Genomic DNA, 26438 nt, shown 5'->3' on the forward strand with positions numbered 1-26438 from the left:
GCTTTTCTCCTAATAATACTTAATTTTAGAATACAAAAAGCCACAAATTCTGAACTTAAAAAATCTAATATTATTATCTTATCTATATTATTAATTTATATATTTATAAACATTTCCCATTTGTTATGGATACTTTATTATATATTTTTAATTTAATTTCTTTATCTCCTAGTTCATTAATCCCTTCGATTTTGTTATATAATTAATTTAGTACTATCTTAGTAGGAGGTTATTACTATGAAAAAATTACTTAACTTAAAAGGAGGAACAAATATGTGGTTTATTTTCGCACTTTTATCTGCATTTTTTGCAGCACTTACTTCTATATTGGCTAAAATAGGAATCGAAAATATAAATTCAAATCTAGCTACTGCTATTCGAACTATTGTTGTACTTGTTATGGCTTGGGGATTAGTCTTTATTACCGGCACACAAAATCAGGTATCAAGCATATCTACAAAAAGTTGGACCTTCTTGATTCTTTCTGGTATAGCTACTGGTCTTTCATGGCTTTTCTATTATAAAGCCCTTCAGCTTGGCAATGCTTCAAAAGTTGTTCCTATAGATAAATTCAGTGTAGTGATAAGCATGATACTAGCATTTATTATTTTAAAGGAAACTATTACACTAAAAACCATAATTGGTGGTATATTAATTACAGCTGGAACTTTTGTTATGATACTATAATTAAAGGCGACTATCCTTTCAGAATATGTCGCCTCTAATTATTTTAATTATCTAAATGCTAAGTTCCTATACTTCTCTATTTCTAGCCATCCACTTAAAAATTTAGACAAATCATCCTTACTATCCATTACTTTGTTATAGCCTTCAACTATTTCCTTAATGTCATTTTTAGATGATATTTTTATTGCAAAGCCTCTTCCATTCACCACCGGATATCCTTCATATTTATAATCCTCAAAATTACCCACTGAATATACTTTACCGGCTCTAACCTTTATTGTTACCTCATCTCTAAACACTAAAATATCCAAATCTGACGGATATTCATAACTATCACCACTTAACGGTAATACATCTCCTATTGTATAGATATTTTTGTTCTTTAATTCCTTCTTTAGAGAGTAATTCTTATCTTCATAATAGTATTCTTCAAAAACATCTCCTCTAGCAGTTATCCCGTTGAACTCAAAACCATTAACTATAACTTCACCTTTAGCTCCTTCATTTTCAGTTATTATACCTCCTCCAGCAACGTCATATCCATCTACTATAACAAATCTACCTGTTGCACTACTATCGCTAAACTTATCAAAAGCTACATTCTCATTAACTTTAACAATTACTTCAGCAACATCATTTAAAACTATTTTGGTATTTCCTTTATTACTATCTAAACTTGATGCATCAATAACTCTAACTATACTTTCTATTTCACCTTCTACTTCTTGAGTAGTTAGCTTGATCTTATATTTTTTACCTGTAACTAAATCCTTTTTCCCCATCCAGAAAATATTAGCTCTAAAACTATTTGAAACCTCTGGTGCTTCTTTTTCAAAAGATATAACCTCTCCTCTTTTATTGAAGAATTCATCAGTTACTGTAATACCAATAGATTCACCAGCATAAGCTGTATCCTTTTTATCCTTTATAGCCCAGTGCTCTATTGTCTTTACTCTAGTCTTCTTACCTTCAGGATAGATAGTTATTTCATCATTAACACTAAGTTTACCACTTTCTATTCTTCCTGCTATAATTCTTCTTTCATCAAATTTATAAACATCTTGAATTGGAAATCTTAAGGTTTTTTCTTCTATTCCTTTTTCCTTTTCTATCAGATCAATTGATTCAATGACCGAGTTTCCTTTATACCAAATCATTTTATCTGAAGATGCTAAAATATTTTCTCCATAGAAAGCTGAAATTGGTATATAGTTTAATGGATAAACATTTAAATCACCTAAAAATACTGACATATCTTTCTTTACATTTTCAAACACTTCTTCAGAATAATCTACCAAATCCATTTTATTTACAATAACATAAACTTTCTTTATTCCAAGTAACGAAAGAATGTATGCATGTCTCTTAGATTGTTCTTGAACACCTTGCTTAGCATCCACTATTAAAAGTGCTGCTTCAGCATCAGCTGCTCCTGATATCATGTTTTTTAAAAATTCCTTATGCCCTGGAGCATCTATAATCACATAATCTCTCTTTTCAGTTGCAAATTGAATTTGAGTTGTATCTATAGTTATACCTTGTTTTTGTTCTTCTTCAAATGCATCTAGAAGATAAGCATATTCAAAAGGTTTTCCCGTTTCTTTTGCTATTCTTTTAACTTTATCTATCGCTCCTTCTGGTAAAGAATGAGTATCATAAAGTAATTTTCCTATTACTGTAGATTTACCATGGTCAACGTGTCCAACTACCACTATATTTAGTGTCTCTCTATTATTTATCATGATTTTGCCCCCTTAATTACATATAGCCATCTTTTCTTAATTTTTGCATCGCATAAGAATCTTCTTGGTCCTGAGCTCTTCCAGCACGTTCTCCAGTTGTAGTTGTTTTTAATTCTTCTATTATTTCATCTAAAGTAGATGCATTAGATTTAATTCTTCCCGTACATGGTGCACACCCCAAACTTCTATAACGTTCGCCATTCTTTGCAAAATATAAATCAATTATTGGAATGTTTTCTCTCTTTATATATTCCCAAATGTCAAGCTCATTCCATTGTAATAAAGGATGTACCCTAATATGATTTCCTTTTGGAAAATCAGTCTTGAATTGATTCCATAGTTCTGGTGGTTGATTTGAATAATCCCACTCATAATCTTTATTTCTTTCACTAAATACCCTTTCCTTAGAACGAGAACCTTCTTCATCACGTCTAACACCAACTATAAGTCCTTCAAATCCATAATCTCTAACCACTTGTTGAAGTCCTTCTGTTTTTAAAGCCTTACAACATTGCAGTCTTCCTTTTTCAGGTCCCATACCTGCTTCGATAGCTTCCTTATTTGTATGAACTATTAAATCTAAGTTTAGCTCTTTCGCAACTCTATCTCTATACTCAATCATTGCTGGAATTTTAAAAGTTGTATCTACATGGATAAAAGGAAATGGACAATGTCCATAAAAAGCCTTTTTAGCAAGCCACAATAATACTGTTGAATCTTTTCCTATCGACCACAACATTCCAAGTTTTCCCAACTTCTTATAAGCCTCTCTTAAAATAAAAATACTTTCTGCCTCAAGTCTGTCTAAATGATCCATTTTATCTCCCCCTTAATATGCATTTGCATTCTTCTTATTAACATCAATTACTATTTCTTCTTTGTCTTTTTTAATAATCCAGTGAGTTATATCTCCTTCTCCCTTAATGGACAACGTACTTCCTAAGCCTCCCATATCTGCACCTAGATAGAATTTTATAGCATCTACTTTGCATTCTTTCACACAAGATGCACATCCCCAACAACTTTTAGGAAATTTAATATAAGCTTTTTTCTTTTCATCACTCTTAATTAAGTTGCCAGGACAAACCTTCTGGCATTTACCACAACCTACACATAAGCCCTTATTAATTGCTATGCTCATAGATTTCACCTCCATCAATTAAATCTCTAAATACTATATTTACTCTCCCATCTTTCATCACAGAGTTAACATATTTTAAATACTTATCATCCTTATTTGGATAATCTAAATTCTCACAAAAACTATGCCATCTAGTTTCCTTTCTAGCTTTTAAATGTTCTATTAGCACTTTGCAAACAACCAATCTTTCCTTCAATTCAAATATATGAAGCAAATCATCCATATCTTTTGCCTTTAGATCTTCTGCAAGTTTTATGATGTTATCTATTTTTATTTTTGCTAATTCCAATTGCTTTTCATTAAATTGATAACTGCTACTTATTCCCCCTGCATATTTGTCCATCACTGTTTGCATACCTTCTTCCAAGTTATCAATTTCATAAAGCCCTTTATCTCCACTTAAATGTTTTTTAACCTTATTAAACACTTCATTTATTTCTTTTTCATCAATAAATGTTAGCTCTACATTATCTATGTAATTTAGTGCAGCTATACCTGCTATCTCCCCTTCAACTAAAGCGCCAGTAACATATTTTTGAGGACATCCTCCAGCAACATCTCCAACAGCATATAATCCTTTAACTGTTGTAGCTCTATTAGTATCTACCCAATATCCACTAGCAGTATGTCCACCTACTACATAAGGCTCTGTACCTTCTATTTCAACATTTGCTATACTTGGACCATTTCCACTTTCAATCCATCCTAAAGTTTGACTTGGAGCCATATTAAGATATGCCTTTAACAAATCTTGTTCCGCTTCTTTACTTATCCCTTCTGTTTTTAAATAACATGGTCCCCTGCCTTCAAGATTTTCCTTTACAGTACCATATACTCTTTCTGATGTAGTATTACCATATACTTTGCCATAATCTTCGCCTTTAGAATTAATCTGAGGGGCCATAACTCCTTGGGCTATAGTTCCAGTTGGTGCAATTGTATCTTTACATCTTAGTGCTATAAATCTCATTTCAAATGTAGTCATTTCTGCACCTGCTCTTATACCCATTGCAAATCCACCACCAGTATTAAATGGACTGTACCACATTTTATGTTGTGAAAAACCTGGATTATTGGGTTTGTATAAACCTGATGCACCACCAGTAGCACATATAACAGATTTAGCCTCAACTACATAAAATACTTCTTCATCAACAGAAATCCCATATACTCCATAAATCTTATTATCTTTTACTAAATAATCTATAACATTTACTTTATTTAATACTTCAACATTTTTAAATTCTGAAACTGCATTTGCAAGTATAGGCTTAATGTTTTCACCATTTATTTTTATATTTCTATTACCCCTTGCCACATATTCACCATTTTCATCCTTTAATATTACTAATCCTAAACCCTCTAATTCCTTAGTAACATAATTAAGTCTTCTTGCCATAGTAATCAATAAATCTTCTCTTGCTATGCCTTCTGCATCTCTTTTGGCGTAATTAACATAATCTTCTGGTTTTTGTCCCTTTACAATATATGCATTTAAAGCATTTACACCTGCTGCTAGACATCCACTTCTTTTTATATTTGCTTTTTCTAAAATTAAAACTTTTCTATCTGATTCTTTTGCTATGGTTAGAGCTGCATAGCATCCAGCTGTTCCTCCACCGATAATTAGAATATCAGTTGAAAGCTTTCTAATTTCCATAAAATCACCTATCCTAAAAATTAAATATATATTGGCATTGGATCTACCTTTTTTAAACTATTTTCCGCCATTCTAGACTCTTTATCATTAAATATATAAAGTCTGTGTATTAGAACATATACTTCATCATTAATACTCAAATGTTCTTCTTCTAGCCCTCTATATACAGTAAGCAGTATATCTCCAACTTTCACTTGAACCTTAAGATTATTTCCTCTAAATGAAATTGAATACACTCTCCCTTTCTCAGCTGCTGATGGAACTGGCATCTCTTCCTTACTTATGCCTATTTGTATAAATTCAGGACGTACTATAGCTTTCCCCCCTAAATTATCATCACTAAATCCCTTCAATTTTCTATGCCCTTCTATAACGTTAGATTCTCCAATAAATTGAGTTACAAATGGTGTCTTTGGATTTTTATAAATTTGAATTGGAGTCCCCATTTGTTCAATTACTCCTCTATTAGTTACAATTATTTCATCTGCAACTTCAACAGCCTCATCTTGATCATGAGTAACAAAAATGCTAGTAATTCCAAGCTTGCTTATCATTTCTCTAAGCCATGACCTGAGTTCCTTTCTAACTTTTGCATCTATTGCAGCAAAGGGTTCATCTAATAACAAAAGTTTCGGACTCGGTGCAAGTGCCCTTGCAAATGCTACTCTTTGTCTTTGTCCCCCCGATAATTGATGAGGATAACGCTTTTCCAAACCTTTTAGTCCAATTAAATCTATTAATTCATTTACTCTCTTTTTTATTTCTAATTTACTAGTTTTTTTTACTTCAAGCCCAAAAGCAATATTATCGTAAATAGTCATATGTCTAAATAAAGCGTAATTTTGAAAAACAAAGCCTATTCCTCTTTTTCCTGCTGATATATCATTTACCCTTGTTCCTCCGATTATAATATCTCCTGAATCTGGCGTTTCAAGGCCTGCAATCATTCTTAAAATAGTTGTTTTCCCACTACCACTAGGTCCTAGAAGTCCTATTAATTTCCCCTCTTCTATATTGAAACTAACATTATTTGAGGCTTTAAAATCCCCATAGGTTTTATTAATATTTCTTAATTTAACATACATTTCTATACCTCCCCTTTGCTTTTCCACTCAATAATATTTCTAAAAATTAAAATAATAATTGCCATAATTACTAATATTGAAGCCACTGCAAAGGCCGCAGAAAATTGATATTCGTTATAAAGTATTTCAACATGAAGTGGTAGTGTATCGGTTTTTCCTCTTATATGCCCTGACACAACTGAAACAGCTCCAAATTCACCCATAGCTCTTGCTATACAAAGTACTATTCCATATAAAAGGCCCCATTTTATATTGGGAAGAGTAACTTTTCTAAAAACCGTAAATCCACTTGCTCCCATCATAGCTGCAGCTTCTTCCTCATCCTTTCCTTGAGAGTCCATTAACGGAATGAGCTCACGCGATATTAATGGAAAAGTTACAAAAATAGTAGCTAATACAATGCCTGGAATTGCAAAAATTATTTTTATACCTAAACTTTCAGTTACTCCTGAAAAATATCCCCCTCTTCCGTACGAAAGGGCGAAAACCAACCCTGATATAACTGGAGAAATTGCAAATGGTAAATCTATTAATGTATTTAATAAATTTTTATGTGTAACCTTAAATTTTGTAATAGCCCATGCTGCTGATATTCCAAATATAGTATTTAGCACTGTAGCTATAACTGTTGCAATTAAAGTTAATTTAATTGCTTTTAGAGTATAATCATCCTTTATTGCAGCAACATAAGAATCAAATCCCTTACTTAGTGATTCTGAAATAACTACAATAAGAGGTAACCCAAGCATCAAAGCTAAAAACAATATACTTATTATTATTAGAGTCCATTTTATTAGTTTATTCTCTCTTCCATTCACCCTTAATCACCCCTTTATAAATTTGTTAGTACGAAGTGCTAAAAGATTTATTAAAAAGAGAATTAAAAAAGAAATTATAAGCATCACAAGAGCTATAGAGGTTGCACCTTTATAATCAAATTGCTCAAGTTTACTCATAATGAGAAGTGGTGCTATTTCTGTTCTCATTGGCATATTACCTGAAATAAATACCACACTTCCATACTCACCCATTCCCCTAGCTAAAGCTAATCCAAATCCAGTTAATAATGGAGATAAAATTTCAGGAAATATCACTTTTAAAAATGTTCGTGTTCTTCCAGCCCCTAGCATCATTGCTGCTTCTTCATACTGTACATCAAATTCTTCTAGTACTGGTTGAATAGTTCTTACTACAAATGGGATTCCTATAAATGTAAGTACTACTACAATACCAAAAATCGAAAAAGCAGATTGAATTCCTATAGAATATAACCATTTTCCTATCAACCCATTTTTAGAGTATAAAGTGGTTAGCGCAATCCCCGCAACTGCAGTTGGTAATGCAAATGGTAAATCGATCAATCCATCTAATATTCTCTTAAAAGGAAACTTATATCTAACAAGAACCCAAGCTAGAATTACTCCAAATATACTATTGATTAAGGCTGCTATTAAAGCACAAATTAAACTTACTTTATAACTTGCTACTACTCTTTCATCTGTTACTATCTTAAAAAAATCTCCTATCCCCATCTCAGAACCTTTGAGAATTATCGTACTTAATGGTATTAGCACCATAAGACTTAAATAGGTTAACGTAAATCCCATAGATAACCCAAACCCCGGGATAACTTTTTTTCTTTTTTTCATCATATACCCCCCTTAACTTTTATTACTCCTAGAAACATATATTTCATCGAAAATACCACCATCAGCAAAATGCTTCTTTTGAGCCTCTTGCCATCCCCCAAAAGTATCATCTATGGTTACTAAATTAAGCTCTTTAAACCTATTCTTATATTTATTAGCTATTTTCTTATTACTTGGTCTATAATAATTTTTTGCTGCAATTTCTTGTCCCTCATCACTATAGAGATAATTTATATATGCTTCTGCAACTTCCCTTGTACCTCTTTTATCAACTGTATCATCTACAACTGCTACAGGTGGTTCCGCCAGTATACTTATCGAAGGTACAACTATTTCAAATTCCTCTGGACCAAGTTCATTAATTGCTAAATAAGCTTCATTCTCCCATGCAATTAGTACATCTCCTATTCCATTTTGAACAAAACTTGTTGTAGATTCCCTAGCTCCTGATGCTAAGACCTCAACATTTTTATATAGCTTTGAAACATATTCTTTTGCTGCATCTTCATTTCCGTTACTATTTTTATAAGCATAAGCCCATGCCGCCAAATAGTTCCACCTAGCACCACCTGACGTTTTGGGATTAGGTGTAATTACAGATACACCATCTTTTATTAAGTCATTCCAATCCTTTATTCCTTTTGGATTTCCCTTTCTTACTAAAAAAACAATAGTTGAGGTATATGGCGAACTATTATTTTCATGTTTACTTTGCCAATTCTTATCTATTAAATCTGCTTTACTTATAGCATCAATATCATATGATAAAGCTAAAGTTGCAACATCAGCTTCTAATCCTTGAATCACCGCACGTCCCTGTTTTCCTGACCCTCCATGAGATTGATTTATAGTTACTTCTTGTCCCGTTTTCTCTCCCCAGTAATTTGCAAAACTTTCATTGTAATCTGCATATAATTCTCTAGTTGGGTCATATGATACATTCAATAACTCCACAGAATTCTTATTATTACTTTTATTGGCACACCCTGAAATCACGCCAAATATTACAGCTACCCCTAGAAATATACCTAGTATCCTTCTTTTCATATTTTAGCCCCCGTTTATTCACACTACTCTTATATGTATTATATGTTTATTATAATTTAGTATATGCTAGCATTTTCAATTTGTCAACACTTTTGATGTTTTCTTTTCAATTTCACAAACATTTCCAAAAATTTTATTGAATTTAATTAAAAACAAAGTTCACATTTAAAACTATTGTGCTTTAAATATGAACCAATTTTTATTAATTAAAATTTTTAGTTATAGTAATCTAATCTATTCTTCAAATAATCCCTTACTTAAATACCTATCTCCACTATCAGGAAATACTGTAACAATATTCCCCACATCTATTTCTTCAGCTAATTTTACGGCTGCAGCTAAAGCTGCCCCTGAAGATGATCCTACTATTACTCCTTCTTTTCTAGCCAACAATTTAACTTTTTCAAAAGCCTCTTCATCACTTACTTTAATCACCTTATCTACTAAAGATATATCCATAGTTTCTGGTAAAAAATCATTTCCTATTCCTTCTATTTCATAATCTCCATGCACTCCCTCAACCATCGTTGATCCCACTGGGTCAGCTAATACTCCTTTGATATTTGAATCCTTCTCTTTTAAATATCTAACAATTCCAGTGAATGTTCCTCCACTTCCTGCCCCTGCAATAAAATAATTAATTTTCTCACCTAATGAGTCATATATTTCAGCACCTGTTCCTTCGTAATGTGCTAATGGATTATCTTGATTTTCAAATTGTCTTAAACTAATACTATTAGGAATTTCTTTTAATAACCGCTCTGCTTCTTTCACAGCTCCAAGCATTCCCTCTTCTCTAGGAGTATTTATCACTTTTGCTCCTAAAGCTTTAACTATTTTTTGCTTTTCCTCTGAAAACTTTAGTGGTATTACAAAAATTATATTATAGCCTCTATTTATGCCTGCTAAAGCTATCCCTATTCCTGTGTTACCAGCAGTTGCATCAATAATTGTATATCCTTTTTTTAATTCACCTCTCTTTACTGCCCCCTCAATCATGGATATTCCAATTCTATCCTTCACACTTCCTCCAGGATTTAAATATTCTAGTTTAGCAAATAAATTAACACCTTCTTTTACCCCAATATGGTTTAATTTTAATAATGGTGTTTTACCAATAACTTCTTTTATGTCATTTACATAACTCATTTTACCCTACTCTCCTCGAATGCTCTTTTTAAATCATCTAATAAATCTTCGATATTTTCTATTCCTACAGATAGCCTTATTAGCTCGTCTACTATTCCAACTTTTTGTCTAATATCTTTAGGAATTGCACCATGTGTCATAGTGGCTGGATGACATATTAATGATTCAACTCCTCCTAAACTTTCGCCAAAAGAAATAACCTTCAAACTGCTTAAAAATTTCTTATAATCTATATTTTTATTAACGACAAACGAAACTACTCCTCCAAAACCTTTTGCTTGTTTTCTATGAATTTCATATCCCAAATTACCTTTAATTCCTGGATAATACACCTTGGACACATTTTCATTTTCTAATAGAAATTTTGTTATTTTAGCTGCATTTTCATTATGTCTATCCATTCTAACAGCAAGTGTTTTAATTCCTTTACCAAGTAAAAATGAATCAAAAGGCCCAAGTACTCCACCAGTTGAATTTTGAATAAAATGCAACCTTTCTAAAAGCTCTTTATCCTTTACAATAATTAATCCTGCAACCACATCACTATGCCCACCAAGATATTTTGTTGCACTATGAACTACTATATCTGCACCAAATTCAAGTGGTTTTTGCAGATATGGAGTCATAAAGGTATTATCTACAATAGCTAGAGCTCCATATCCCTTAGCAAGTGTACTAATAGCTTTAATATCAGCTATATCCATAAGCGGGTTTGTTGGTGTTTCAATAAATACTCCTTTTATCTTTCCACTTTCCTGTTCTAAAATTTTTTTAACTTCCCTTATATGAGAAACATCAACAATTTCATAATCAATATTAAAATTTTTAAATACTTTATCAATAACTCTAAAGGTTCCACCATAAAGATTGTTAGGTATCAACATCTTATCTCCACTTTTGAAGAGCGATAATACTGCTGTAATTGCTGCCATACCACTTCCAAAGGCAAGTCCTCCAACACCACCCTCCAAATCTCCTACAAGTTTTTCTAAAGCTTCTCTAGTAGGATTACCTGTTCTTGAATATTCATATCCATTATTTTCACCAAATGCACGTTGTTTAAATGTTGAAGTTTGATAAATCGGTATATTTACCGCCCCCGTCTTTTCATCTCCATCTATTCCGCCATGAATTAATAATGATTCTATTTTCATAATTTATCTTCTCCTTTTATATTCAATTATCTAACCAAAATATTTTCTAAGAAAAAAGGACATACTTCTCCTTGGAGAAATATGTCCTCTGGTTATCCAGTCAGATATATTATATATTTCATCTTATTCTTATTTTTTCATTTTTATCAATTTGCACTAAAACACCATCTTGTATTATTAATGTTATAGAACCATAATTTATTTCTGAAACTAGCTTTGCTATTTGCTTCATCTTATCATCAGTTAGATTATTTAATTTTTTGTCAACATATTTTATTGATGCCACTTTTCTCCCTCCAGCTTGAAAATTTATTCTATAATAATAAAAAATCTGCCCTGTAACAGTTACAGAGGCAGAAAATAAATCCACGGTTCCACTCTGATTATCATGAAATATAAATTCATGACATCTTTATACGCTATATCAGGCGTACCTGCTTAATCCTACTCAAAATTTCAGTTAAGTGCTCTAGGAGGCATTCTACTAAGTTTCATTTAAAATTTTTCTCAGCTTATTTAAAAATTTCTCTCTGTAAAACTTCACTCAGTGTACTTATTCCTTTCATTGCATTTTATCTAATTTCACTATATTATTTATCTTCAAATAATGCAGTTGATAAATAACGTTCACCTGTATCAGGTAATAGAACAACTACTATCTTTCCTGCATTTTCTGGACGATTTGCAACCTCAGCAGCCGCATATACAGCTGCACCTGAAGAAATACCGACAAGTAACCCTTCTGCCTTAGATAATTCCCTTGAAGCTATAAAAGCATCTTCATTTTGAACTTTAATAATTTCATCATAAATCTTTGTATTTAACGTATCTGGAACAAAGCCTGCACCAATCCCTTGAATTTTATGAGCACCTGCTCTTCCTTCAGATAAAACTGGAGAATCTGCTGGTTCAACTGCTATTATTTTAACATCTGAATTTTGAGATTTTAAATATTCTCCAACTCCTGAAATAGTTCCACCAGTACCAACACCAGCTACAAAAATATCAACCTTACCTTCAGTATCTTCCCAAATTTCTGGACCTGTTGTCTTTCTATGAATTTCTGGATTAGCAGAATTTTTAAATTGTCCCGGTATAAAAGCATTCGGAATTTCACTTGCTAGTTCATCTGCTTTAGCAATAGCACCCTTCATTCCTTTTGCTCCTTCTGTTAAAACTATTTCTGCTCCATATGCTTTTATTAAGCTGCGCCTTTCAACACTCATTGTTTCTGGCATTACTATTATAACTTTATAACCTTTAGCAGACCCTACTGAAGCAATTCCTATTCCAGTATTTCCACTAGTTGGCTCAATAATCACTGATCCTTCTTTTAATAATCCCTTTGCTTCAGCATCCTCAATCATAGCTTTAGCAATTCTATCCTTAACACTACCAGCCGGATTGAAATACTCCAATTTTGCTATCACACTTGATTTTAAATTTTTCTTTTTATTATAATTGCTTAATTCTAATAGTGGTGTTCTACCAATTAATTCTGTTAGACTTTTATAAACTTTCGCCATCTAAATCACTCCTACTTATTTATCTTATTAATCTTATAAGTTTTATACGTTTAATATGTATTTAGTATATTCTAACTCTATTCTATTGTCAACTTTTTTTATCTAAAAATTCATAATATTTTTTTAACAAAAAAAAACTATCTCAAGAAATATTCTTTCCTATTCTTGAGATAGTTTGTAATTAAAATTATATCTGCAAAGTAAATTTTAATATTTACAGTATGTTTATTTATTTATAAGTATTTTTTTATAGACTGGGTAAACTTTTCCCCTTCCGTTACCCATAAATCATGCCCTGATTTTTCAAACCATATTAGCTCTTTATGAGGAACATTTAACGAATTATAATATTCTTCTACAAATTTTCCTGGAGAATAAACATCATTTTTTCCTTGCAAAAAATAAACTGGAACTTGAAGATTTGTAGAATCACCAAGTAAATCTACATTGTAAATTTTATGATATATATTGCTAGATATATTCTTATTCCCTCTAATGATATTAAATTTATCAATAAGTCCATATTCAGGGCCTGCAATATTAGCAATTAAACTATCTTTATTTGACTCTGGAGCAACATGATAATTTAAATAATCTAAATATATTCCTTCCTTTTCAAAAACATCATCTCCTAAATAAGGAGGAGCTCCTTGTGCTTTTAATTTTCTTAATTCTTTATCATCTGCATTCTTTGCTGCTAATTCTAAAGCTGTATAGTATGAGTAACTATTACTTCTATTAAACGAAACCATTTGTCCAATTCCTACAAAAGCATCGTATAACTCTGGATGTCTCTGAATGAGCTTTATTCCTAAAATTCCGCCCCAAGATTCGCCAACTACATATATTTTATTTTTATTGAATTTTTTGCATAAATATTTAGATATTTCATAGCCATCCGATATATAAGTATCTATTGATATTGAATTCATATCCAAAGCATTATATGATTTTCCTGCCCCAGGCTGTTCCCAATTCACCACTACAAAATCTTCTTCTAATGAAGATAATGTACGTCTTGTGGAAGCTAAACTACTTTCCCCAGGTGTCTCAGATAAAAACAATATAACTGGATTATCCTTATTTTTTCCACGTGCTGTTATCCATTCTACCTTTTCTCCTATATTAACACTTTCTATCGATGAAATGCTTCCTGGAACCTCATCTCCATATTCGTTAAGAACAGGTGGAGTATATGCTTCCTTTTGAGTATATAACACATATCCACTAAATATAGCACCAACACCTACAGTAGCTAGCAACCATTTTGCCAGTCTTCCAAACCATAATTTTTTACCTTGTTTTCTTTTCACTATGTGAAAAATAACCATTACTATTGAACTAATTAAACATACTAACGTTAGCATACTAACTACTAAGATAAGCATAGTAACACTTGTTTCTATAACAACCGTAATCATATTCTTTTCTAGTATAGGCCTTAATAAAATATGATATAACACCGATACTAAAGAAATTAACGCTAGTATTAGCACCACTGCTTTTAAATTCTTCAGCTTGTCTTTTATAATATTTCCATTCTTACTCATAAGTTCCTCTTTCCCACCTAGTTAAACATTATTCTTTTTAATTATACAATATTTTCGTATAAAAGGGTACAAATAATGTTGAAAAAATGTTTTTAATTCCTATTGTCATTTACAACCAAATTAAAAAAGATAGCCTTATCCTAGGACTATCTTTTCTTAGTTACAAATATACACTTTTGTCTATTTACTCTTATAAATTCTTTACTATATCTATAACTTCATTGCAATATTCTTTAACACCTATAGCTCCATTTTTCTTATAAGCTTTATTAAGATCACTACCTATCCCACTGCAATTTGCTCCAAGTCCAATCCATTCACTTATATTATCTTTATTAACACCACCAGTTGGCATTATATCAATATCAGGATATATTGACTTTGCTGCGCCTATAAAACCTTTTCCCACAACATTTCCAGGAAATACTTTTATAAATCTCAATCCCATTTTATAAACCTTATTTAATTCAGAAATTGTCATAACTCCAGGGATTATAAAAGCATTTTTTCTATTTGCATGCTGAATTATTTCTTCATCTGTACAAGGAGAAACAATAAAATCAGCATTATTATCAATACATTCATCTAGTAATTTTTTTGTTAAGACAGTACCTGCTCCAACACATACGTCTTTATAACTTTCCTTTAACTCTTTTATAAGCTTTGGTCCATTTGGAACGCTCATAGTAACTTCTATTATATTAATTCCACCTTCGATTGCTGCTTCACTAATTTCCTTTGCTTCCTCATATGTACTTGTCCTAACTACGGCAACTGCTTTTTTCTCTTTTAAAGTATTACAAATTTTATCAAACATCTTCTACACCTCATCGTTCAATTTTTTTAGCTTGTCCTAAATGCACTAATACATCATCATAGTAAGGTAACCCTTCATTATCACCTTCAACTCCAACTACCAATGATCCTACTGCATTTGCAAATTGCACACATTCATTTAATGGTTTTTTTTCTAACACAGCTGTTAAAAACCCTGCTGCAAATCCATCACCAGCACCAACTGTATCAACTAACGCTCTTGGCTTAATAGCATCTACTTCATATATTCTCTCTCCATCAGAACCTACAGCTCCCTTTGATCCCTTTTTTACTATAACTTTTTCTATTCCATAGTTATGGAAAGTTTTAATTGCGTCATTTATATTTATTCCACCTAATAATAATTCTACCTCTTCATCACCTATCAAAAGAATATCAACATCTGGTAAAAGCTTTTCAATAAAACTTTTCGCTTCTTCTTTTGTCCACATTTTTAACCTTATGTTAGGATCAAATGATACTGTCAAATTATATTTCTTTGCTAGCCTTACTGATTCTAAAATTACATTTTGATTATTCTTATTAATTGAAGGGAAAACCCCTGTAATATGAAGTATTTTTGCATTTTTGAAATATTCTTCATTTAGCTCTTCTGTTTTTAATGTACTAGTTGGTGATTTCTCTCTATAGTAAAATGATCTACTAGATCCATCAGCTAATACTTCCCTAAAATACACTGAAGTTGGATAATCATCAACAAGTTTTACTTCTGACGTATCTATACCTTCTGCTCTAACAGCTTTTAATATGTACTTTCCAAAATCATCATTTCCTAGCCTACTAATCCAACCTGATCTTAAGCCCAATCTTGCGCACCCTATTGCTACGTTTAATTCTGCTCCACCTAGCTTTCTTTCAAATGTATTACAAAATATAATTGGTCCTTTTTGTTTTGGACACATGGCAATCATTGCATCTCCTACGGTAATTACATCTAACATTGATATTCCTCCTTAAAAAATATAAATTTCAAATCATCAAGCTTATTATCAAAATCTTAGTATTATTTACATTTTTATAATATAAAAGAACTAGTCTGAACAAAGTCGCTTCTAGTTCTTCTATATTTAAGGTATATTTATTTTAATATTATATTGCTAATTATTATTAATATCTTATTGTGGTTGTTTTCCTATATAAGCTAAAATTCCTCCATCAACATAAAGAATATGTCCATTTACAAAATCTGAAGCATCAGATGCCAAGAAAACAGCAGGACCTGCTAAGTCTTCTGGTGTTCCCCAACGTGCTGCTGGAGTTTTTGCTACTATAAATTGATCAAAAGGATGTTTTGATCCATCTGCTTGTACTTCTCTAAGTGGTGCAGTTTGTGGTGTTGCTATGTATCCAGGTCCGATACCGTTACATTGAATATTATATTCACCATATTCAGATGCTATATTCTTAGTTAACATCTTAAGTCCACCTTTAGCTGCTGCATAAGCTGAAACTGTTTCTCTTCCTAATTCACTCATCATAGAACAAATATTTATTATTTTTCCATGTCCTTTTTTAATCATTCCAGGTATTACTGCTTTAGAAACTATAAATGGAGCATTTAAATCTACATCTATAACCTTTCTAAAATCGTCTGCCTTCATTTCAAGCATTGGAATACGTTTGATTATTCCTGCATTATTTACTAGAATATCGATTATTCCAACTTCCTTTTCTATTTTTGCAACTAATTCAGTTACCTTTTCTTCATCTGTAACATCACAAACATATCCGTGAGCTGTTATTTCTTCTTCTTCATATGCCTTCATACCTTTATCAACTAATTCTTTGTTGATATCATTGAATACAATTGTTGCTCCTGCTTTAGCATAAGACTTTGCAAGTGCAAATCCAATACCATATGATGCACCTGTTACTAGTGCAATTTTACCTTCTAGTGAAAAATTTTTAATTCCATCCATGAAAATTTCCTCCTTAAAAGTGATAATATTTTTTAGTTTAATCTTATCAATCATTATAGAAATAAGTTTTTATTCCTAAGCTTAATAAAATTATAAATACCTTTTTATTAGAATTTGTATATTACTGAAGTCTAGGCAAATTAATCATCATTAACCAAAATGCTTGTCTAGTAATACTTGGATCAATCCGTTCCACTATGTGGAACAGCGTTTCATTTTCTTAATTATATTTTAATATTAACATATATAATTGTCAATGATGCATATTTAAAAAATATTAAATATTTCATTTGTTATAATTTATATTAAATATTACAATATAGTATAAAGATATCGTTTTATAGGAGGATTTTATATGTCTCAAGATTTAAATAATTCTAATTTAGTCCAGTCAGTGGAACGTGCTCTAGATATTCTTGATTGTTTGGCAGAAAACCCTAAAGGCTGTGGAATTGGAGAATTATCTAAGAATTTAGGTTTAAGTAAAAGCACTATACATAGATTATTGACAACTTTAAAATATAAAGAATATGTTTCTCAGAATATATATAATGATAAATATGAACTTGGAATTAAAGTTCTTAATTTATCTTCTTCTTTGATTAATAGCATGGATCTAATAAACATTGCAAGACCTTATATTTTTGAATTTGTAAACAAAGTTGACGAGGTCATACATCTCTGTATTCCAGATGAATCTTATTTAAATATAGTATACGTAGATAAAATTTCACCTGAAAATACTGCAAGAAACATAACTATGTCTTCTAGCATAGGTAAAAAAGCCCCTATTTATTGTACCGCATCAGGTAAGTTACTACTTTCTCAATATTCTGACACCGAAATAAAAGACTTATTAAAAGACGTTGATTTTATAAAATATACTGAGAATACTATAACAGATATAAATGTTTTCTTAGATGAAATTCATCAAATAAGGAAAAACTTATATGCATTTGATAATGTAGAATATGATACTGGTGTCATCTGTATTGCTGTTCCTATTTTTGATAGAACTAACAAAATCATTGCAGCTACTAGTCTTTCATCAGTAACGCTTTTCAATAACATGAATGATTTGTTAAAATATAAGGATGAATTTATGGATATGGCTAAAAAAATTAGTAAGCTAATGGGATATATGATTAACTAATTTTTTGTTCACACTATATACTTAATTAACACATATAAAATAAAAACACCTATTTAATATCCATATAATTTTTGAATATTACACAGGTGTTTTATTTTTTTTCTTATTAAGTGTAATTAAAAACTATAGCATTTAATAAATATACCTAGTACATGTCATCTAATCTAATAAATCTATAGCTATTCATTTTATACCAAAGTATATATTTAAAAACTATAATATTAATAAATTGATCTATATATTTCTAATATTTCTTGAACACTTGTATCTCTTGGATTTCCTGGAGTACAAGCATCAGCAAAAGCTGACCTAGCAAGCGCTTCTAAATCTTCTTCCTTAACACCAACTTCTCTTAATCTCTTTGGAATTCCTACATCTTGTGAAAGTTTCTTTACTTCATCAATTGCAACTTTTCTATATTCCTCCTGTGTCATATTATCAATGCCAGTTACTCCCATAGCTCGTGCTATTTCCCTGTACTTTTCTCCTGTAGCAGATGCATTGTATTCCATAACATATGGTAAAATAACTGCATTTGCAACTCCATGTGGAGTATCATAAAATGCTCCTAAAGGATGAGCCATACCATGCACTATTCCAAGTCCAACATTACTAAATCCCATGCCTGCCACATATTGTCCAAGAGCCATATCTTCTCTTCCTTTTGGATCATTATTTACAGCACTTCTAAGAGAACGTGAAATAATTTCAATAGCCTTCAAATGTAATGTATCTGTTAACTCCCAAGCCCCTTTTGTAATATATCCTTCAATTGCATGAGTTAATGCATCCATTCCTGTAGCTGCTGTTAAACCTTTTGGCATTGATGACATCATCTCTGAGTCTACAACTGCAATAACTGGTATATCATGTGGATCTACACAAACGAACTTTCTTTTTCTTTCTTCATCTGTAATAACATAGTTAATTGTTACTTCTGCTGCTGTTCCTGCTGTTGTTGGCACTGCTATAATGGGTATACATTTATTTTTAGTTACAACAGCCCCTTCAAGACTTCTTACATCCGAAAATTCAGGATTATTTATAATTATTCCAATAGCCTTGGCAGTATCAATTGATGAGCCTCCACCAATAGCTATTAAATAATCTGCTCCTGACTTTTTAAACTTTTCTATACCACTTTTAACAACATTTATAGTTGGATTTGCTTTTACCTCATCAAAAACTTCAAATTCCAAATTATTTTTCTTCATTAAACCTGTAACTTTAGTAGAAACATTAAACTTTACTAAGTCCTTATCTGTTACAACTAATGCTTTTCTATAACCTCTTATTTTAGCTTCAGTAACAATATTTTCAATTGCTCCTGCTCCTAAATAGCTTGTTTCATTTAAAACCATTCTGTTTGACATAATCATCATTCTCCTTTTATATTTTTAACCTACTAATTTCAAATTCTTTTATAAACTTTATCGATAATTAAGTTTAAATTCTTTTTGCAAGTTCAGTCTTTTCATATTCCTTTACTTCATTTAGCCATTCTTCTCCTACTGGAACATTATTTTTTTCACAATAATAATTCCAAATATCACCCATTGGATAAGTTTTGAATTCTTCCATTAGTGCTAATCTCTCTGTAAAGTTACCTAAATCTTGTAATTCTATTAACTTTTCATTTGGCATTAACATCGCATTTAATAATGCTTTAATCATATTTCTTGATCCAATTGTCCAAGCTGCTATTCTGTTTATACTTGCATCAAAGAAATCAAGCCCAATAATTACTCTGTCTAATGCATCATTTCTTACTATTTCTTTAGCTAATTCTTTAAGTTCATCATCAAATACTATTACATGGTCTGAATCCCATCTTACTGGTCTACTTACATGAAGTGCTACCTTTTCATTAAATAACAGCATAGCTGAAAGCTTATCAGATACAACTTCAGTTGGATGATAGTGTCCTGTATCCATTAGTGACATTATGTTATTTTTAGCTGCATAATTTAAATAAAATTCATTCGAACCTACTGTATAAGCTTCTGCACCTAATCCAAACACCTTAGATTCTACACAATCCAGATTGTATTCCTTATCTATTTCTACTTTTAAAATTTCATCTAATGAATCTTTAAGTCTCTTTCTTGGTCCTAGTCTATCACTTGGAATATCTTTATATCCATCTGGAATCCATATATTAGTTAAGCAAGTTTGACCAAGCTCTTTACCAAAATATTCTCCTATCTTTCTTGATGCAATACAATGCCTTATCCAAAAATCTCTAATTTCCTTATTAGGATGTGACAGAGTTAACCCATCAGCAGCCTTTGGATGTGAAAATATTGTTGGATTAAAATCAAGTCCTAAACCATTTTTCTTTGCCCAGTCCACCCAATTTTTAAAGTGTTCTGGTTTTAATTCATCTCTTTCAACCACTTTCCCATCAGTTTCTGCATATATTGCATGAAGATTTACCTTATGCTTCCCTGGAATTAAACTAAGCGCCTTGTCTAAATCTTTTCTTAATTCTTCAGCATTTCTAGCCTTACCAGGATAATTTCCTGTTGCAGCTATCCCTCCTGATAATTCATTTTGACTTACTTCAAAGCCAGTTACATCATCACCTTGCCAGCAATGAATTGATATTTTAACCTTATTAAGTTCATCAAGAACCTTATCTACATCTATTCCCCATTTCTCATATTCTTTTTTAGCTAATTCATATTTTTCTTTAACGTTCATTTTTATTCCTCCTATATGTTTATTAATTTTATTTAAATATCTTAATATCAAAAGATTTTTTTATTGAATATCTGGCTTCACCTAAATCTTCAAAAGCACCCTGACTTATAAATTGAGCTACTAGATTTCCTATAGCTGTAGCTTCAACAGGCCCTGCTAAAACTTCCTTTCCAGTAATTTTTGCCACCAATTCATTTAGCAAATCATTTTGGCATCCTCCACCAAAAATATTTATTCTCTTAAATTTCTTTTCAAATATTTCTTCTAAGTTGAAAACTGCTTTTTTATAACAATGTGCTAAACTATTATACACACATATAGCAACTTCTCCTGCTCCTTCAGGCACCTTTTGATTAGTTTCCCTACAAAATTTCTGTATTTCTTCTATCATATTATCAGGCTTTAAAAATCTATCATCATCTACATCTACTACTGAAGGGAAACCTAAATTTTCTCTAGCTAAATCTACAAGTTCTGCAAAAGAATATTTATTATCAAGGTTTCTTCTAACTTCTTGTATCACCCAAAGTCCCATTATATTTTTTAAAAATCTATATCTATAATCTATACCACCTTCATTTGTGAAATTAAATTCCATAGCTTGTGGCACACAAATTGGAAACTTGTTTTCTATACCTATTAAGGACCATGTTCCCGAACTTAAGTAAATGCTATCACTATCATTACATACTGATGATATAAAAGCTGATCCAGTATCATGAGTTGCTGGAAGGATAACATTCATATTAAACCCAAATTCTTGAACTAACTCTTCTCTCAATCCACCAAGATTTGTTTTAGGCAACTTGATTTTCTGAAAAATATCCTTATTAATTCCTAAATCATCTAATATTTTGGCATCCCATGTTCTATCAAATGAATTTACTAATTGTGTTGACGATGCATTTGTATATTCATTGACTTTCTTTCCTGTTAACAAATAATTTAAATAATCTGGAATCATTAAAAAAGTTTTTGTCTTGTCCAACATTTCTGGTTTATTCTTTTTTATTGATAGTAACTGATATACTGTATTAAATCTTTGAAACTGGATTCCTGTATATAGATACATCATATCCTTTGGAATAACTTTAAAAGCTTCTTCCATAATACCTTCTGTTCTATCATCCCTATAGGATACAGCATTTCCCAGAATGTCATCCTTTTCATCTAAAAGCACGAAATCTACTGCCCAAGTATCTATTCCCATGCTCTTTGGAACTTTTCCAATGTCTTTGCATTTTTTAATTCCTGTTTTTATCTCTTTAAATAACTTTTTGATATCCCAACAGTATTCATTTTCTATTTTACTTATTCCATTTTCAAATCTATAAATTTCTTCTAATTTTATCTTTCCATCTTCTACTGACCCTAATATATGTCTTCCACTAGATGCTCCAATATCAATTGCCAAATAGTACTCCATACCTTTCCTCCTGTTATATCTTTAAGCTAATTATACTTCATCAAGAAAACGTTTGTAATATCGAAATTTGTTCAATTTATTATCCTTATTTGTATCGTTCTCTCTTTAAAAAACTTTAATTACTTTTTCAATTCAACTTCTGTTATTTGAAATATTTTCAAATTTAAATTATAATATAACCTATACTGCTTCACGATTTTAGGAGGATGAATTGTTGAGGAAAAAAAATAATATCGAAGAAAACTTAAATAGTAACTATACTGAACCACCTAAAGGGAATATACTAACATTCTTTGGAGGAATAGTAGTTCTTCTAGTTGGTTTATACATAATATTCGAAAATACTACTATTTCTACAGGATTTACACTAACGAGAGTATTGGGATTCACTCCAAACTTTGGACTAGTTTTATTACCTTTACTAATTGGAATAATAGTACTATTCTTTAATGAACGTTCTATTTTAGGGTGGCTTTTACTTATTATTGGAATACTTATTATTGTAGTTGGTATTTTGATGGGACTTAGAATATACTTTAGACCTGTTAGTTTATTTCAAGGTATATTAATGTTTGGAATGATAGCTGCGGGAATAGGATTAACGCTTAAAGGCTTGTTCGGTAAAAATAATTAGAAATTTTTAAAAAAGTATTAAATAGTTTTAAAATCTATTTGATACTTTTTCAATTAATTCTTCCCTTTACATGGTTTTGCACCTATGGCCAAATCTGAATCTACCATAACTTAAGGTATACCTTCCAAGTGACAAACCGTTCCAACCTTAATATTAAATTCTTTATTTATGGGAATATCCTTCTTTATGATCCCTTACCTGTTCTAAGTAATCTTTTTTATTAACTATATTTTCTTCAAAACTTTCTACTGCATTTCTAGTAAAGTTACCAATCCCTCCTATTGCCGATGAATTTTCTTTTCTTTTACTCATAATAAAATCCTCCTTGTCAAATTAAGCAAATACTAGGTTATGAAAAATTTAAATATATTTACTAATAGTATCTCAAATAAAATTATATTTATTATTAATTTATGTATAATGATACTTAATAACAATTACACCTTTCCCTTTAATAGTTACTATTAACATATAACAATGTTGAATTTTTATCTGAATAGTGTGCTTTTCTTAAATTTTTACTTTGAACATTTTCAATTTAAATGATATAAATATTCTATTTGCTAAAATATTTATAGATAAAAAAACAGCATAGTCTACTATGCTGTCTTTAATACTATATTGTAAATTCTTGAACTAAATCATTTAGTTTTTTTGCAAGCTCAGATTGATCTTTAGCAGATTTAGAAACTTCATTAATTGCATTTGTAACTTCATTTATACTACTTAAAATTTCTTCTGAGCTTGCGGCTGATTCTTCTGCTGTAGCTGACACATTCTGCATAGCAAGATTAACTTGTTCTACTATTTGATTCATCTGATTTGAGGAATATGCAATTTCTTTAGACACGTTATTAACAAACTCTGCATCCTTCTCATATTGAATACCAGTATCCAAAAGTATTGAAAACTTGGATTCAAATTGTTTAATATATAATCTAATATATCTTCTCCTCCTTTTGATAAATTATCAAAAGCTACCTGCACCTGTGTTACCATTGACTGGATATTTACAACAGCTTTAGCTGATTCCTCTGCAAGTTTTCTTACTTCATCAGCAACTACAGCAAATCCTTTGCCTTGTTCTCCTGCTCTTGCTGCTTCAATAGCTGCATTTAATGCAAGTAAATCTGTTTGTGATGCTATTTCTCCTATTGAATCAGCCATAGTTTTGCCCTCTTCAACTATTTTCCCCTCTTCAATTGCTTTTATTATATTAACTCGCTTTTCTTCATAAATACGATTTCCAATGTCTATATTTTTTTCTGACTTATGCTTTATATCAATAGCACGACTTCTAATTTCTTTTACAGAAATAGCTACATCATCTGCTTTATTAGCAAGAGCACTTGTATTTGAATCCATTTCTTCCGCTGAAGCACTTACTTCCTCTGTAATACTACTTAATTCTTGTGTACCTTTAGCTATTAGCTCAGTTGATTCATTTGCTATTTTCATCTTCACGAAAACATCATTAGCTGTTATCTTTATTCGTTTAGTAAGATCTCCATTTTGTAAATCATTAGCAAACCCATTTACAACATTTATTCTTCTTGAAAGCCATCTTCCAATTTTTAATTCAATTGCAAAAATACTTATCATTCCAACAATTATAGCAATTATCATTTCGGTCAACCCTTGTTGAAATATAGATTGATTTGAATCTGCAACTTTTTTTGCATCGGTTCCACTATATTGAGTAGCATCATTCATCCCAGATTCCACTTTCTTTCTTATTGTAGTAAAATCACCCTCATATAACTTTGATTCTTCATCGTAATTTCCTGCTTTAACAAAATTTATAATTTTATTTACTGAATCTTTATATTTAGTTAAAGATGCCTTTGCGCTATCATAACTTTCTTTTTGCTCTGAACTTGAAAAAGTCAAGTTATTAACTTCATCATAAAGTTCATCATTTGTATTAATAGATTTAAGTATAGTTTTTCCAATACTATCCGAGTCTTTTTCATACCTAGTATTAATAAGATGTTCTAAATTTGTCCTTGTTCTTAACAAATTTAATTGAATTTGATACAGCTTATCCATGGATACTAAATTTTCTTCATAAATATCGTTTCAATTATCATTTATTATATTCATTCTCGTTACCCCAAAAAAGCCAACCAACCCCAAAAATATTGTGCTTAATATACTTGCTGCAATTAGCTTTTGTGATATTTTCATATTTTTTGTTATCATTTGCGTTTCCCCCTAAAATTCATTTGTACCCTTAATAACTTAAGTTATTTCTTTTATATTGTAATTAATATTAATATCAAAAAAAACGAATAATACTTTACTAAATATTATCTGTTTTCTTATTTTTTATATTTTTCGATAAAAACTAGTTATAAATTTGTTAACTTTAGGCTTAACTAAAATGAATATTTTTTTAACCAAGTAAGAGCCATATCAAACCATGGCTTCACTTCTAGATTAATTTGACAGTCATATTTTGCAGTGACTTTATCACATAATGCTAGTCCATGATCGCCTTTTTCAAAAATATGAAGTTCATATGGAACCCCCTTTTTAGATAACTCAGCTGCAAAATTCAAAGAATTTCTAGCAGTTACTAAACCATCACTTGCTGTATGCCATAAAAATGTTGGTGGAGTTTTATCTGTTACAAATTTTACTGGACTCAATTCTCCTAAATAATTTACTGAAGGATTTTTTTCTCCGAAAAGAGCATTATTGGATGTTTTCCAAAAATCGATAAGCCACTCATCATCTTTTTCATTTACAACTTCCATCATAGTTAAATAATCTAAAACAGGATATCCCAAAATTAATCCATTTGGCTTAAAAATCTCATTATCAACATTAAATTTTTCTCTCAATAATCGATCTTGCCAATGAACTCCTAAGCTCGCTGCTAAATGCCCACCTGCTGAAAATCCACAAACAAAGATCTTATCTTTATCTACTGACCACTTTTCCGCATTTTTTCGTACTACTAACATAGCTTTTGCCAAATCAAATAAAGGATTTGGATATTTCGTTTCTTTATTTACTTTAGATGTATTATTGGAGTTTTGTCCCTCTTCATTGTATACGTTATACCTAAGAACAAAAGTATTATATCCTTCTCCTGCAAATTTCATTGCTATCGGCTCTGCTTCTCTATCTGAAGCAAATAAATATCCACCTCCTGGGCAAATAATTATTGATGGACGCTTCTGTATACCTATTTCATCTGTATAATCTAACAAATATGAAGTTAAAGTAACCTTGTTATTATTTTCCCACAATTCATTTTTTTCTATTAGCATAATATCACCAACACTTCCATTAATATCTAAGTAAATTATACCAAATATAATCGTTGTTAACATTATTAATCCTAACTTCTACCTTCCTATATTTTTCT

Annotated in this window: 26 protein-coding genes and 1 pseudogene; 3 read left to right on the forward strand and 24 right to left on the reverse strand. The window is 30.7% G+C overall.

Annotation, left to right across the window (positions count from 1 at the left end; translation table 11 throughout):
• Positions 1-273 precede the first annotated feature (273 nt).
• Complete coding sequence (locus FAY47_RS07465; RefSeq protein WP_143316146.1) at positions 274-687, forward strand: EamA family transporter; 414 nt, start codon at positions 274-276, stop codon at positions 685-687.
• 47 nt (positions 688-734) lie between these two features.
• On the opposite strand, the gene FAY47_RS07470 is transcribed toward FAY47_RS07465, so the two are convergent.
• The 16 genes from FAY47_RS07470 to FAY47_RS07545 all read right to left on the reverse strand — a co-directional run bounded on the left by FAY47_RS07470 (position 735) and on the right by FAY47_RS07545 (position 17146).
• Positions 735-2429 carry a GTP-binding protein gene (locus FAY47_RS07470; RefSeq protein WP_143316073.1) on the reverse strand — a complete coding sequence of 565 codons (1695 nt, stop codon included), beginning with the start codon at positions 2427-2429 and terminating at the stop codon, positions 735-737.
• A 16-nt stretch (positions 2430-2445) separates the two neighbouring features.
• Positions 2446-3246: a sulfate adenylyltransferase subunit CysD gene (cysD, locus tag FAY47_RS07475; protein WP_143316074.1), complete on the reverse strand. Its 801-nt coding sequence runs from the start codon at positions 3244-3246 to the stop codon at positions 2446-2448.
• Between the two features lie 12 nt (positions 3247-3258).
• The gene (locus FAY47_RS07480) at positions 3259-3570 is read right to left on the reverse strand and encodes a 4Fe-4S binding protein (RefSeq protein ID WP_143316075.1); all 312 of its coding nucleotides are present in this window, start codon (positions 3568-3570) and stop codon (positions 3259-3261) included.
• The gene (locus tag FAY47_RS07485) at positions 3554-5230 is read right to left on the reverse strand and encodes an adenylyl-sulfate reductase subunit alpha (RefSeq protein WP_143316076.1); all 1677 of its coding nucleotides are present in this window, start codon (positions 5228-5230) and stop codon (positions 3554-3556) included. The genes FAY47_RS07480 and FAY47_RS07485 overlap by 17 nt, the downstream gene beginning before the upstream one ends.
• Positions 5231-5250: 20 nt before the next feature.
• Positions 5251-6315 carry a sulfate ABC transporter ATP-binding protein gene (gene cysA / locus FAY47_RS07490; protein WP_143316077.1) on the reverse strand — a complete coding sequence of 355 codons (1065 nt, stop codon included), beginning with the start codon at positions 6313-6315 and terminating at the stop codon, positions 5251-5253.
• 2 nt (positions 6316-6317) lie between these two features.
• Positions 6318-7133, reverse strand: a complete 816-nt coding sequence (cysW, locus tag FAY47_RS07495; protein WP_143316078.1) for a sulfate ABC transporter permease subunit CysW — start codon at positions 7131-7133, stop codon at positions 6318-6320.
• Between the two features lie 6 nt (positions 7134-7139).
• Entirely contained in the window at positions 7140-7964 is an 825-nt protein-coding gene (gene cysT, locus FAY47_RS07500; RefSeq protein WP_143316079.1) for a sulfate ABC transporter permease subunit CysT, read from the reverse strand.
• 12 nt (positions 7965-7976) lie between these two features.
• Entirely contained in the window at positions 7977-9011 is a 1035-nt protein-coding gene (locus FAY47_RS07505) for a sulfate ABC transporter substrate-binding protein (protein ID WP_143316080.1), read from the reverse strand.
• Between the two features lie 234 nt (positions 9012-9245).
• On the reverse strand, positions 9246-10160 hold the full coding sequence (locus FAY47_RS07510) for a cysteine synthase family protein (protein ID WP_143316081.1): 915 nt from the start codon (positions 10158-10160) through the stop codon (positions 9246-9248).
• Entirely contained in the window at positions 10157-11314 is a 1158-nt protein-coding gene (locus FAY47_RS07515) for a PLP-dependent aspartate aminotransferase family protein (protein ID WP_143316082.1), read from the reverse strand. Before FAY47_RS07515 ends, FAY47_RS07510 begins: the two co-directional genes overlap by 4 nt.
• A 118-nt stretch (positions 11315-11432) precedes the next feature.
• Positions 11433-11600, reverse strand: a complete 168-nt coding sequence (locus FAY47_RS07520) for a YezD family protein (RefSeq protein ID WP_341480414.1) — start codon at positions 11598-11600, stop codon at positions 11433-11435.
• Between the two features lie 304 nt (positions 11601-11904).
• The gene (gene cysK / locus FAY47_RS07525) at positions 11905-12840 is read right to left on the reverse strand and encodes a cysteine synthase A (RefSeq protein WP_143316083.1); all 936 of its coding nucleotides are present in this window, start codon (positions 12838-12840) and stop codon (positions 11905-11907) included.
• A 233-nt stretch (positions 12841-13073) separates the two neighbouring features.
• Positions 13074-14390 carry an alpha/beta hydrolase gene (locus FAY47_RS07530; RefSeq protein WP_143316084.1) on the reverse strand — a complete coding sequence of 439 codons (1317 nt, stop codon included), beginning with the start codon at positions 14388-14390 and terminating at the stop codon, positions 13074-13076.
• 190 nt (positions 14391-14580) lie between these two features.
• Entirely contained in the window at positions 14581-15207 is a 627-nt protein-coding gene (locus FAY47_RS07535; RefSeq protein ID WP_143316085.1) for a bifunctional 4-hydroxy-2-oxoglutarate aldolase/2-dehydro-3-deoxy-phosphogluconate aldolase, read from the reverse strand.
• A 10-nt stretch (positions 15208-15217) separates the two neighbouring features.
• Entirely contained in the window at positions 15218-16168 is a 951-nt protein-coding gene (locus FAY47_RS07540) for a sugar kinase (RefSeq protein WP_143316086.1), read from the reverse strand.
• A 174-nt stretch (positions 16169-16342) separates the two neighbouring features.
• Complete coding sequence (locus tag FAY47_RS07545; RefSeq protein WP_143316087.1) at positions 16343-17146, reverse strand: gluconate 5-dehydrogenase; 804 nt, start codon at positions 17144-17146, stop codon at positions 16343-16345.
• Positions 17147-17501: 355 nt separating this feature from the next.
• Here FAY47_RS07545 and FAY47_RS07550 point away from each other — a divergent pair, with 355 nt between their 5' ends.
• A complete protein-coding gene (locus FAY47_RS07550) occupies positions 17502-18299 on the forward strand; it encodes an IclR family transcriptional regulator (protein WP_143316088.1) in 798 nt (265 codons plus the stop codon).
• A gap of 221 nt (positions 18300-18520) precedes the next feature.
• Here the strand turns inward: FAY47_RS07550 and fucO are convergent, their stop codons facing one another.
• From fucO to rhaB, 3 genes are all read right to left on the reverse strand, one after another.
• A complete protein-coding gene (gene fucO, locus FAY47_RS07555) occupies positions 18521-19672 on the reverse strand; it encodes a lactaldehyde reductase (protein ID WP_143316089.1) in 1152 nt (383 codons plus the stop codon).
• 73 nt (positions 19673-19745) lie between these two features.
• Positions 19746-21002 carry an L-rhamnose isomerase gene (gene rhaA / locus FAY47_RS07560; RefSeq protein WP_143316090.1) on the reverse strand — a complete coding sequence of 419 codons (1257 nt, stop codon included), beginning with the start codon at positions 21000-21002 and terminating at the stop codon, positions 19746-19748.
• A 28-nt stretch (positions 21003-21030) separates the two neighbouring features.
• Positions 21031-22428, reverse strand: a complete 1398-nt coding sequence (gene rhaB / locus FAY47_RS07565; RefSeq protein ID WP_143316091.1) for a rhamnulokinase — start codon at positions 22426-22428, stop codon at positions 21031-21033.
• A 214-nt stretch (positions 22429-22642) separates the two neighbouring features.
• Between rhaB and FAY47_RS07570 the strand changes: the two genes are divergently transcribed.
• Positions 22643-23062, forward strand: a complete 420-nt coding sequence (locus FAY47_RS07570) for a hypothetical protein (RefSeq protein WP_143316092.1) — start codon at positions 22643-22645, stop codon at positions 23060-23062.
• A 162-nt stretch (positions 23063-23224) separates the two neighbouring features.
• Here the strand turns inward: FAY47_RS07570 and FAY47_RS20250 are convergent, their stop codons facing one another.
• The 5 genes and pseudogenes from FAY47_RS20250 to FAY47_RS07595 all read right to left on the reverse strand — a co-directional run bounded on the left by FAY47_RS20250 (position 23225) and on the right by FAY47_RS07595 (position 26403).
• Positions 23225-23374 carry a hypothetical protein gene (locus FAY47_RS20250; protein ID WP_185966761.1) on the reverse strand — a complete coding sequence of 50 codons (150 nt, stop codon included), beginning with the start codon at positions 23372-23374 and terminating at the stop codon, positions 23225-23227.
• A 304-nt stretch (positions 23375-23678) separates the two neighbouring features.
• On the reverse strand, positions 23679-23879 hold the full coding sequence (locus FAY47_RS07580) for a hypothetical protein (protein ID WP_143316093.1): 201 nt from the start codon (positions 23877-23879) through the stop codon (positions 23679-23681).
• On the reverse strand, positions 23876-24688 hold the full coding sequence (locus FAY47_RS21290) for a methyl-accepting chemotaxis protein (RefSeq protein WP_347562794.1): 813 nt from the start codon (positions 24686-24688) through the stop codon (positions 23876-23878). Before FAY47_RS21290 ends, FAY47_RS07580 begins: the two co-directional genes overlap by 4 nt.
• A 33-nt stretch (positions 24689-24721) precedes the next feature.
• Positions 24722-25264: pseudogene (locus FAY47_RS20885) on the reverse strand (MCP four helix bundle domain-containing protein); the annotation flags it as partial.
• Positions 25265-25440: 176 nt separating this feature from the next.
• Positions 25441-26403, reverse strand: a complete 963-nt coding sequence (locus FAY47_RS07595; RefSeq protein ID WP_243129570.1) for an alpha/beta hydrolase — start codon at positions 26401-26403, stop codon at positions 25441-25443.
• Positions 26404-26438 lie beyond the last annotated feature (35 nt).

It is taken from the genome of Clostridium sp. HBUAS56017, from assembly GCF_007115085.1.
Lineage (GTDB): Bacteria > Bacillota > Clostridia > Clostridiales > Clostridiaceae > Clostridium > Clostridium cibarium.